Source organism: Neolewinella maritima, assembly GCF_923081025.1.
Taxonomy (GTDB): domain Bacteria; phylum Bacteroidota; class Bacteroidia; order Chitinophagales; family Saprospiraceae; genus Neolewinella; species Neolewinella maritima.
In genome coordinates this window covers 228,498-239,609 of sequence record NZ_CAKLPZ010000004.1, presented here as the reverse complement: position 1 = coordinate 239,609, position 11,112 = coordinate 228,498, and the positions used below count along the sequence as shown (strand labels likewise).

The window sequence follows — 11,112 nt, the reverse complement described above, 5'->3', positions numbered from 1 at the left end:
GTCACACGACTTCGGCCGGCTGCGCTACCCGGAAGCGGGACAGAAACACCATGCCCAGGAGGAAGAAGACCGATAGAATGAGAATGCTCAGTCGCATACTACCGGTCAGGGCATCCAGAAAGCCGAAGATGAAGGTCCCCAGCACGATAGCTACCTTTTCCAGCACGTCGTAAAAGCTGAACCAGGAGGTCGTATCGGTGCGCGCGGCCCGGCCCTCCTCGCTCTGGGGAATGACCTTGGCGTAGGTGCTCCGGCTCAAGCTCTGTACCCCACCCATCACCAGGCCTACCGCACCGGCAATGAAGTAGAACTGCGTCTTGCCGGCAACGAAGTAGGCCAGTACACAGATCGCCGTCCAGATGATCAGCTCGAAGTACAGGGCAAATTTATTCCCCCGCCACTCACTCAATTTAGCCGCCAGGTAAGCACCACCCACCGCCACGACCTGTAGGATCAGTACCACTATGATAAGCTCCGCCGTCTCGAAGCCAAGCTCCTTCTTGGCAAAAATACTGGCCAGAAAGATGACCGTCTGCACCCCAGCGGAGTAGCAGAAGAACGCCAGCAGGAAGCGCTTAGCCTGGGGGTAGGTAGTCATCTGTCGCCACACCTTACGCAGTTCCTCCCAGCCGCTAGCCGCCATACTGCCCAGCCCGTTCCCCCTGACCCGCACGTCGTCCGGCAGGCGTGACAGCGAGATGTAGGCAAACACCAGCCACCAGAGTCCGACCGTTAGAAAGGCCAGCCGGATCCGTAGTGTCCCTTCCTCCGGCAGACCGAACCAGCCCGGTGCCTGCACCATCGCCAGGTTCAGTAGCAGGAGCAGCACGCTGCCGATATACCCCATCGCAAAGCCCCGCGCACTCAGCCGGTCGAAGCGGTCCTCCGTAGCGATGACGGGCAGAAAGCTATTGTAGAACACCAGTCCGCCGGCAAAGCCGATCAGTCCGATCACGAAGCCCAGACTCCCGAGCCACATCGTCGACATCCCCTGAAAGAAGAACAGGCTCAGGCACCCCAGCCCGCCCATGGTCGTGAAGAGTTGCAGAAACCACTTACGGCGCCCCCCGGCATCGGCAATGCCGCTCAGTAGGGGAGAAAGCAGTGCGATCACCAGGTAGCTGAAGGTGATCAGGTAGGCAAACCAGCTACTGTTAGTGAATGGTATACCGAGCACCGTAAAGGACGGATCGACCATCTCCTCGAAGTAGGGCGGAAAAATGGCCGTCGTGATGACCAGGGCAAAGGCCGAATTGGCCCAGTCGAATAGCGCCCAGCCGTTGAGGGTCCGGCGGTCGTTCAGGGGGTGCAGCATAGGGCTAAAGGTAGCGGGCGTATCGCTAGGCGCTACCGCTCCGGTACGGGCGCGGCCGCAGGTGCGCTGCAAGTACCCCGACTTAGCAAATCTCATATACCTTTACCGCCTACCCCAACCGTTCCATACCCCTTACTCTTTCACCAACTACCCATGCCCTTAATTAAATCTATCTCCGGTTTCCGCGGCACCATTGGCGGCAAGGCCGGCACCAACCTGACGCCGGAGGATATCGTGAGTAGCGTAGCCGGATACGGCGACTGGCTCATCCGCAGCGGGGCGGCACGTAAAGTAGTGATCGGTCGGGATGGGCGCCCCTCCGGACCCATGGTCTCGGCCCTCACGGCCGCCACGCTACAGAGTATGGGGATCGACGTGATCGATTGTGGCCTGGCTACTACACCCACCGTAGAGATGGCCGTAGTAAGCCGCGGCGCGGGTGGCGGCATCATTCTATCCGCCAGCCACAATCCCAAGGAGTATAATGCGCTGAAACTCCTCAATCATAAGGGGGAATTTATCAGTCATGAAGCAGGCCAGGACCTGATCGCCAGTGTGCACTCTGGCGATATCACCTACGCCGCGGTGGATGATCTCGGCACGCTCACCACGGACGAGACCGTCCTGCAGGACCACATCGATGCCGTCCTTCAGCATCCCCTGGTAAACGTGGAGGCAATCAAAACCGCCGGTTTCAGCGTAGTGCTCGATGCGGTCAACAGTGTAGGTGCGATCTCGATCCCCCCGCTGTGCGACCAGCTCGGTGTCACCTGCCAGGTGATGAACGGTACCCTGGACGGACAATTCGCCCACAACCCCGAGCCCCTACCCGCCAACCTCACCGGCCTGACCGAACGGATGAAAACCAGCGGTGCCGACCTGGGCATCGCCGTAGATCCCGACGTGGACCGCTTGGCCCTCGTAGGACCAGGAGGCCGCTGGATCGGTGAAGAGTATACCCTGGTCACCGTCGCGGACTACGTACTACAGCACGAGCCCGGGCCGGTAGTGAGCAACCTGAGCAGTAGCCGGGCGGTAGCCGATATCGCGGCCACCTACGGACAGACCTACTATGCCTCCGCGGTAGGAGAGGTCAATGTAGTAGAAAAGATGAAGGCGGTGAAGGCTACCATCGGTGGAGAGGGCAATGGCGGTATCATCGACCCCCGCCTGCACTATGGCCGCGACAGTCTTATCGGGCTGGCCCTGGTGCTGAGTCACCTCGCTACTAGTGGGAAGTCCATCAACGAACTGCGCGACGGCTACGTACACTATGAGATGGTCAAGGACAAACTCGAGCTGGACCCCCGCCTCGATCTGGCCGAAGCACTCTCCGCCATGGAGGCCCTGTACCCCGATGTCCGCAAGACCAACATAGATGGACTAAAGCTCGACTTTGCCGACGGCTGGGTCCACCTGCGCGGCTCCAATACCGAGCCCATCGTACGCGTCTACGCCGAGGCCAACACCCAGCAGCGTGCCCACGAGCTCGCCGGAGACGTCAAGGCTAAGTTCGTAGAACTGACGGGGGCCTGATCGCGCCCCACAATGTACAATCTACCCAAATCTGCGGTACGCCCATGACCCTACCCGAAAGCCCCAACTTCTTCCTCATCGCCGGCCCCTGCGCTATCGAAGACGAAACTCTGGCCCTCCGGATCGCCGAGCGCGTTAAGACGATCACCGACCGGCTCAATATCCCCTACATCTTCAAGGGTAGCTACCGCAAGGCCAATCGCAGCCGCATTGATAGCTTCTCCGGTATCGGCGACGAAAAAGCGCTAAGGATCCTGCGTAAGGTCGGGGAGACCTTTGACCTGCCCACGACTACCGACATCCACGCGGATGAAGAAGCCGCCATGGCCGCTGAGTACGTAGACATTCTACAAATTCCAGCCTTTCTCTGCCGCCAGACTTCCCTGCTGGTAGCTGCCGCGAAGACCGGTAAGGTCGTCAACATCAAGAAGGGGCAGTTTCTGAGTCCATCAGCCATGCAACACGCCCAGCAGAAGGTTATTGACAGCGGCAACGATCAGGTGTGGATGACGGAGCGGGGCGCCACCTTTGGCTACACGGATCTGGTGGTCGACTTCCGCGGTATCCCGACCATGCAATCGTACGGCGCACCGGTCATCCTGGACTGTACCCATAGCCTCCAGCAGCCCAATCAAAGTAGTGGTGTCACGGGCGGGCGCCCCGCCATGATCGAGACCATCGCCAAGGCAGGCGTAGCCGTAGGTGTAGACGGACTGTTTCTGGAAACCCACCCCAAGCCGAGCGAGGCCAAGAGTGATGCGGCCAATATGTTGCCGCTCGATCAGCTGGAAGATTTGCTGACGAAGCTGGTTAGACTGCGCGCTGCCCTCTAACGAGCTATTCCGGCTTAATGAACTTGATGGGTACCTGCATCATAACCCGCACGGCCTGCCCCTCCTGGCTTCCGGCTTCCCACTGGGTTTCCTCGGCCATTTGCTCGACGACCCGCCGGGCCTCGGCCCCCATGCCATTGCCCGGGTCGCGGTAGGTCTCGATAGTAGTGATCGAGCCATCAGGCTCCACTACGAAGTTGATTACCGCCATCTGCGGGGGACCGGTCAGTTTACTGGCTTCCGCAGGGTACTGCACGTTGGTGTAGATATAGTCAATCATCGCCCGGTCGGAACACAGCTTACGGGTGGGGTAGGGACCATCGAGCGGGCACTCCGTCGATAGCATCAGCGGCATGTGCTCGGCTACACGCAGCACCGTGTTTTGCTGTGCGCTAAGGGGTAGAATAAGTAGGAAAAAAGCTAAAGTGGCTAGGTGCTTCATATCTACTGGACAGCCTAGTGAACTCGGATGTTCACCCACCTCCCTGTAGCGGTCCCGACCAATACGGGATCAACTTGCTCTACAATTCATCAGTGCAAGAGGCGCATATGCCTACATATGTTGCGCGATAATATTTTCGTACCGCTCCTGCCGACCGCTGGTCATGGGGGGCTCGCCACCGGCCAGGCCGATCTTGGCTAGGTCCTGTAAGCTTAGGGCACCGTCCTCGTACCGCTTGCCGTCGCCACCGTCGAAGGAGGCATAGCGCTCGCGGCGCATGTCACTAAACTTAGATTTAGTGAGCACGCGATCCGCGGCCAGTAAGGCGCGGGCGAATACGTCCATACCGCCGATGTGGGCGTGGAAGATGTCTTCCAGGTCGGTTGAATTACGGCGTGTCTTAGCGTCGAAGTTGACCCCGCCGCCCTGTAGGCCGCCAGCCTCGAGAATGACTATCATTGCCTCGGTGAGCTCCTGTACGCTGTTGGGGAACTGGTCCGTGTCCCAGCCATTCTGGTAGTCACCGCGGTTGGCATCGATACTGCCGAGCAAGCCCTGACTGGCTGCGACGGCCAGTTCGTGCTCGAAGGTGTGCTGGGCTAGGGTGGCATGATTTACTTCGATGTTGAGCTTGAAGTCGTCCAGTAGGTCGTACTGACGTAAAAAGCCGGCTACCGTGGCACTGTCAAAATCGTACTGATGCTTGCTGGGCTCGAAGGGCTTGGGCTCGATGAAAAAGTAGCCCTTGAAGCCCTGCCCCCGTGCGTAGTCGCGCGCCATGGTTAGAAAGCGCGCGAGGTGGTCTACCTCCCGCTTGAGGTCGGTATTGAGTAGGCTCATATAGCCCTCCCGGCCGCCCCAGAAGACGTAATTCTCACCCCCCAACTTGATGGTGGTATCGATAGCTGTTTTGAGCTGCGCTCCGGCGTAGGCTACTACCCGGAAGTCCGGATTGGTGCTTGCCCCGTTCATGTAGCGGGGGTTGCTGAACAGGTTAGCCGTGCCCCAGAGGACTTTCTTTCCCGTCTCATCCATCTTTTGCTTCACGTAGTCCGATACCTGATCGAGCCGCTTAGCGTAGGTATTCAGATCGGCCCCGGCTTCCTCCAGCAGGTCGATATCGTGGAAACAGAAGTAGTCGAGTCCGAGCTTTTCGAGGATCTCGAAGCCTGCGTCTACGGCGTTCTTCGCTTCCTGCACCGGGTCCTTATCACCGAGCCAGGGGTAGTCCGCCGTACCCGGGCCGAAGGGGTCGCCCCCGGTGTTGCGCAGCGTGTGCCACCAGGCCATCGCAAATTTGAAGTGCTCGGCCATCGTCTTGCCGGCTACCCGTCGATCTTTCTGGTAGTACTTAAAGGCCAGCGGGTTATCGCTCTCGGGCCCTTCGTAGGGTATGGTAGGAATCTGGTCGAAGTAGGTAGCCATAGGTTAGTAAGGTATATCGGAGTGTACTAGGTCGCATCAAGGTAAGCACTAGCTTTCTTCCTCCTTCGGAATAGCCCCGGTGGCCTGACCAAAGTAAAAGGTAAACTGCTGCATCTGATTAGCCAGTTCCTTATTCTGGGTGGCGCGAAAGTAGGTGTCGGAGAGTCCTCGTAACGTCTGGTAAAACATACGGTCCATTTCCAGTACCTGCATTTCGCGGGTCCAGAGGTCGATCTTGAGGGTCTCCTTGCTGGTCTCATCGAAGAGCGAGAGCAGCATCGCCTTGCAATCCTGCGGCTTCTGACCGGCGGGGTTGTCGCTGGCCGACCACTTCATTTCTACGGGCATATTCTGTCCGTCCAGTCCCACATCGATGGTGATGCGGCTTTTCTTTACGATTACGTGCTTGGCCATGGGGTACTACTTTTTCGCAAAGGTAGCCAGGGCGGGCGGGGACGCAGGTGCGACGGACGTACCTTGACGGCAAACTACTCCATGTACCTCATCACGGGCGCCAACGGATTTATCGGTAGCGTGCTGGTCGGCTACCTCAACCGGCAGGGCATAACGGACCTCATCTTGGTCGACGACTTCATCCACTACGCCGACAAGACCCCCAATCTGGAGGGCAAAGACTACCTGGTCAAGGTGGAACGCGATACCCTGTTTCCCATTTGGGATCAGGAGCAGTGGCCGCTTGAGGGTGTCTATCACCTCGGCGCCCGCACGGATACGTCAGAATCTGACGTAGCCCTCTTCGATCGGCTCAATCGCGATTACTCGAAGCAGATCTGGGAGCGCTGTGCCCTGCTCAACATCCCCCTTGTGTACGCAAGTAGCGCGGCGACCTATGGGGGAGGGGAGCACGGCTTCGCCGACGCGACCGATCCCCTGGAGCTAGAACCCCTCAACGAATATGGACGCAGCAAAAACGACGTAGATAAGTGGGCACTCACTTATCCGACAGCCCCGCCGCAGTGGTACGGACTAAAGTTCTTCAACGTCTACGGGCCGAACGAATACCACAAGGGCCGCATGGCGAGCGTGATTTGGCACACCTTCCGGCAGGTGAAGGCTACGGGAGGTATGAAACTGTTTCGCAGCCACCGGGCGGACGTCGCCGACGGAGAGCAGTCTCGCGACTTCGTCTATGTCCTGGATCTGTGCCGCGTATGCCACTGGCTGATGGATCAGAAAAGCGCTCCGAACGGACTGTACAACCTAGGTACGGGCAAGGCGCGAACCTTCCACGATCTTGCCGCGGCGACATTTAAAGCGATGGATCGGCCGGTAGCCATCTCCTACGTGGATACACCCGCTGACCTACGTGATAACTACCAGTACTATACCCAGGCCGATATGGCAAAATTGCGGATCGCGGGCTACGATAAGCCCTTCACTTCCCTGGAAGATGGGGTCAGTGCGTACGTGCGCGATTACCTCATACCGGGCAACTACTACTGATGCCGTAGCTTAGGTCTTTCTTTCACCCGACTGTAGTAGTCGGTAGTAATGCACCTAATCTTTACCTTCGACCCATGCCCGTACATCCCTCCACCCTTGGCGAATTCATCATCAGCAACCAGAAAGACTTTGAAGGCTCCTCTGGAGAGCTTAGTCGGCTGCTGAACTGTATCCGTCTGGCCGCCAAAGTAGTGAACCACGAAATTCGGCAGGCCGGTCTGGTAGACATCACCGGTACGGTGGGCAATGTCAACGTACAGGGCGAGGAGCAGAAAAAACTAGATGTATTCGCCAATAACGTATTCATCAATGCGCTCACGAATCGCAACATCGTATGTGGTATCGTCAGCGAAGAGAACGAAGAGTACATCACCATCAGCGGCATCAACCAAGCTAACCGTAATAAGTACGTGGTGGTCATGGACCCCCTGGACGGTAGCTCCAACATCGATGCCGGCGTATCCGTAGGTACGATCTTCGGTATCTACCGGCGCATTTCCCCCGAGGGTACGCCGGTCACCCTGGAAGATTTCCTGCAGCCGGGTAATATGCAGGTGGCCGCCGGCTATGTCATCTACGGCACCTCCACCATGTTGGTGTACACTACTGGCAACGGCGTAAATGGCTTTACACTAAACCCCGCCATCGGCACCTACTACCTCTCGCACCCCAACATCACAATGCCGCAGAGCGGACACGTATACTCGGTCAATGAGGGCTACTACGTACATTTTCCCCAGGGCGTAAAGGACTACATCAAGTACTGCCAGCGGGAGGAAGAAGACCGTCCCTACACCAGTCGCTATATCGGCAGTATGGTCAGTGATATTCACCGCAACCTGATCCAGGGTGGCATCTATATCTACCCCAAGAGTTCAGAGCGGGAGGCCGGCAAGCTCCGGCTGGTGTATGAGTGCAATCCGATCGCCTTCATCGTAGAACAGGCCGGTGGCCGGGCCACGGACGGCTACCAACGCATTCTGGACATTAAGCCGCGGGACATCCACGAACGCGTACCCTTCTTTGCCGGAAGTCAACGCATGGTGGAAAAGGCGGAGAGCTTCCTGGCCCAGTACACCGACTGATGCTGCGCGCTGCTCAGGGGGAAGTCCCCGCCGTACTCCGTGACCGAATCCAGGCCGTAGATCTCCTTCGCGGACTCACCATCGCGGCCATGATCATGGTCAATAACCCCGGTACCTGGGGAGCAATCTACGCGCCGTTGGGTCACGCCCCCTGGCACGGCTATACACCTACTGACCTGATCTTTCCCTTTTTTCTCTTCATCGTGGGCTGTAGCATCGCCTTCGCCTATCGGCATAAGGCGCCTAGCGGAGATACCTACCGTAAAGTCATCGTACGCAGCCTGAAGCTGATTGGCTTAGGCATATTTCTCGGTGCATTTTTGATCAGCCCACCCTTCGTCAAGGCCTGGGAGGCGATCCGACTGCCCGGCGTGCTGCAGCGCATCGGACTGGTCTTCCTGCTGGCGGCTCCACTTTCCTTGCACCTGCGGTCGCGCCCACTGTCCGTGGTGACGGTCGTACTGCTAGTGGGGTACTGGCTTTGGATGGGCTTCGTACCGCTGCCGGATGGGAGTATGCCGACCTACGACCGCGCGCCGAATAACTGGGCGATGTACGTGGATAAGCTGCTGCTGGGTACCCACACCTGGCAGGAGGATTACGATCCGGAGGGGCTACTGAGTACGCTACCCTCCCTGGCAACCTGCCTGATCGGGGTGCTGACCGGGCGCTTCTTGCTGCGCCAGGAGGTGAATAAGACGCGGGGGCTGCTAATTGCCGGGGGCGCACTGCTGGTAGTGGGGCATGCGTGGGGATTAGTATTCCCAATCAATAAGGCGCTGTGGACCAGTAGTTTCGTACTGGTTACGGCGGGCTGGGCACTGGTGATGCTGGCGGTCATTTACTACCTGAGCGACGTGCGCGGTATGCGCTGGGGTGGGGTGTTTATTCGTGCTGGTGCGAATGCCTTGCTGCTGTACTTTCTATCCAGCTTCTTTGCGAAGGTGTTCGGCTTGATCCGGGTGGGGGATACTTCCCTGCACGGGTGGATCTACGAAACCGTTTACGTGCATGACGTACTGCCGGATAAGCTGTCTAGCCTGCTGTATGCACTTACGTTGGTCGTTATCTATCTGCTGCTGGGTACTTACCTGTACCGCAAACGCGTTTTCGTGAAAGTGTGATTCCGTATGTGACGGGTCGCCGCATCATTCACCCCCGCTCACTGAGCAAGATTACTCACCATTCATGCAAGTACGTTTCCTAACCGCGCTAGCCGCCCTCCTTTTCACCACTGCCGCCGCTGCCCAGGGCGATGCCCTGATCGACATCGACATCGATAAGACCGAGTGGTACGAAAATCCCATCCTATGGGTAGTCGTAGCGGGATTCTTCATTCTGCTGATCGTGCTTACGCGCCGTAAGGCTGCCTAAGCCGGCCTAGGGTCTGCCCTGAATGGTGGCCAGTCCGCGACTCAGTTCGCGGATGATCCCCTTGCGTTCAGGGTCGTAGATCCAGTTGGTATCAAAGCGACTGAGCAGTTCGGCGTTGGCCTCCCGGGCCAACGCCAGGCTGTGAAACTCCGTGCTCTTGTTGTGCTGGTAGAAGGACACTTCGTTGAGGATGTCCTGATCGATCTTGTACATCACGAAGTCAGAGATCATTAGCACGTCGGCGTCCTGATAGTCGTGCGACTTGAGTTGCCGCAGGGCCTCGTACAGCGCCAGGGTAGCGTCCGTGCCGCCGTAGAACGACATATTGAGAAAGCTGGCTAGCTCGTCGATCGAGTTGGCGATATCGTGCAGGTCGATCGTCTTGATGCCAGTGCTGAAGCTGATCAGGTAGGCGCGCCGGTTGCTGTTGATGGCCATCTTGAGAATACCCAAGGTGAGGACTTTGGCGATCTCTTCCGCACGGCCCATCATAGACTGGCTGGTATCCACACACACGATAAACGGGCCGCGCTCCCGCTGCTTGATGCGCTGGTTGACCTCCATGACCTGATCTTCACTGCGCACTAAGCGGCGATCCTCGTAGCGCAGGGTCAGCAGACTACTGTCAGCATACTTCTTAAGGAAGACGGTCTCCGTGACGTCGTGACTGAGCAGCGCAGCCTCCGAGCTGAGCAGGTGATTAAGGTCCTGACTTTCATGAATCCCCACGATCTCGGAGCGTGCCAGTGGGTCTACTCGCCATTCCTGACGGACGATGGTCTTCTCGAAGGTTTCCTCCTCAATCTCTATTTCGGCCTCGCGCAGCTTGCCGAGCAGATCGGCCAGGCGGCGCAGACTGTCTTCATCGGTGAGCAGCTCGTCGTATGCCTTCAGCGTATCGAAACTGGTAGACTGCCAGAGATCGCGGCTCATGTCCCAACCCAGGTAATCGGTAAAGGGATTGAGGATTGACTTAAGGCGGCGGTACTCTTCGACCTTTTGGCCCAGAAGATCTACATAGTCTTCCTTCGACTCATTGAACTTGCGGAGTTGGTATTCCAGGATCTTAGCCTGCAGTAGGGCATCCCACTGACTGAGCAGATCGGTGAGTACGCGCTCGAAGTTGCGGCGGTCCTCGTCCGTCCACTCCTGAAAGTCTTTAGCGAAGTAGGTCCCTAGCCGATCCTGGTAGAAGGCGGTGTCAAGCTCTTCGCGGGTGTAGGTGGTACCGAGGAATTGCAGAAGGTAGCTATAGCGGGTCTGAAAGGCCTTGGCCGGTGTCACGCTCCAGCTCTGCAGCATATCCGCTTCCTTATCGAAGGGATGCTTGGCGGCTACCTTGGCGAAGGTCTTCTTGATCCAGTACAGGGTGTCTAGTACGATCTGCCGGGTGATGCTCTCGTTGTTCTCGCAGACGAAGAGCAGGTGATCGATCTGAAATACTTCGTCGAGCGCCCGCTGGAAGTACTCCGCGTAGCGATCGCTGAGCCCTTCGCCCTGGTAGGGGTGCCCGGTAACCTTGGCCTTGAGGTACTCGACCAGGTAGCGGCGGGTCCTCCGGTCCAGCAGGGGGCCGAATTCGACAAAGCGATGGTATTCCTGTTCGAGGACGTCGTCAGTAGGTAGCACGCTAGGCGA

The 11,112-nt window shown here is 58.0% G+C and carries 11 protein-coding genes; 6 read left to right on the top strand and 5 right to left on the bottom strand.

The genetic code is table 11. The features are described 5' to 3' along the window. Position 1: 1 nt before the first annotated feature. Positions 2 to 1,315, bottom strand: coding sequence for an MFS transporter (locus MJQ68_RS15150; protein ID WP_238751977.1), 1,314 nt, complete (start codon positions 1,313 to 1,315; stop codon positions 2 to 4). A 153-nt stretch (positions 1,316 to 1,468) separates the two neighbouring features. On the opposite strand from MJQ68_RS15150, the gene glmM reads away from it, so the two are divergent. Both glmM and kdsA read left to right on the top strand, forming a co-directional pair. Next, positions 1,469 to 2,851: a phosphoglucosamine mutase gene (gene glmM, locus MJQ68_RS15145; protein WP_238751976.1), complete on the top strand. Its 1,383-nt coding sequence runs from the start codon at positions 1,469 to 1,471 to the stop codon at positions 2,849 to 2,851. 44 nt (positions 2,852 to 2,895) lie between these two features. Next, a complete protein-coding gene (gene kdsA, locus MJQ68_RS15140; protein ID WP_238751975.1) occupies positions 2,896 to 3,684 on the top strand; it encodes a 3-deoxy-8-phosphooctulonate synthase in 789 nt (262 codons plus the stop codon). Between the two features lie 4 nt (positions 3,685 to 3,688). Here the strand turns inward: kdsA and MJQ68_RS15135 are convergent, their stop codons facing one another. The 3 genes from MJQ68_RS15135 to MJQ68_RS15125 all read right to left on the bottom strand — a co-directional run bounded on the left by MJQ68_RS15135 (position 3,689) and on the right by MJQ68_RS15125 (position 5,965). Then, positions 3,689 to 4,126, bottom strand: a complete 438-nt coding sequence (locus MJQ68_RS15135; RefSeq protein ID WP_238751974.1) for an energy transducer TonB — start codon at positions 4,124 to 4,126, stop codon at positions 3,689 to 3,691. Between the two features lie 111 nt (positions 4,127 to 4,237). Then, positions 4,238 to 5,551 (bottom strand): xylose isomerase, encoded by a 1,314-nt coding sequence (gene xylA, locus MJQ68_RS15130; protein WP_238751973.1) that lies wholly within the window; start codon positions 5,549 to 5,551, stop codon positions 4,238 to 4,240. A gap of 48 nt (positions 5,552 to 5,599) precedes the next feature. Then, positions 5,600 to 5,965, bottom strand: coding sequence for a gliding motility protein GldC (locus MJQ68_RS15125; protein ID WP_238751972.1), 366 nt, complete (start codon positions 5,963 to 5,965; stop codon positions 5,600 to 5,602). A gap of 81 nt (positions 5,966 to 6,046) precedes the next feature. Here MJQ68_RS15125 and rfaD point away from each other — a divergent pair, with 81 nt between their 5' ends. From rfaD to MJQ68_RS15105, 4 genes are all read left to right on the top strand, one after another. Then, positions 6,047 to 7,015 carry an ADP-glyceromanno-heptose 6-epimerase gene (rfaD, locus tag MJQ68_RS15120; protein WP_238751971.1) on the top strand — a complete coding sequence of 323 codons (969 nt, stop codon included), beginning with the start codon at positions 6,047 to 6,049 and terminating at the stop codon, positions 7,013 to 7,015. 74 nt (positions 7,016 to 7,089) lie between these two features. After that, positions 7,090 to 8,100, top strand: a complete 1,011-nt coding sequence (gene fbp, locus MJQ68_RS15115) for a class 1 fructose-bisphosphatase (RefSeq protein WP_238751970.1) — start codon at positions 7,090 to 7,092, stop codon at positions 8,098 to 8,100. Next, entirely contained in the window at positions 8,100 to 9,224 is a 1,125-nt protein-coding gene (locus MJQ68_RS15110) for an acyltransferase family protein (RefSeq protein ID WP_238751969.1), read from the top strand. The genes fbp and MJQ68_RS15110 overlap by 1 nt, the downstream gene beginning before the upstream one ends. 64 nt (positions 9,225 to 9,288) lie before the next feature. Beyond that, positions 9,289 to 9,474 (top strand): hypothetical protein, encoded by a 186-nt coding sequence (locus tag MJQ68_RS15105; RefSeq protein ID WP_238751968.1) that lies wholly within the window; start codon positions 9,289 to 9,291, stop codon positions 9,472 to 9,474. 6 nt (positions 9,475 to 9,480) lie between these two features. Here the strand turns inward: MJQ68_RS15105 and MJQ68_RS15100 are convergent, their stop codons facing one another. Further along, complete coding sequence (locus tag MJQ68_RS15100) at positions 9,481 to 11,103, bottom strand: VWA domain-containing protein (protein ID WP_238751967.1); 1,623 nt, start codon at positions 11,101 to 11,103, stop codon at positions 9,481 to 9,483. Positions 11,104 to 11,112: the final 9 nt, after the last annotated feature.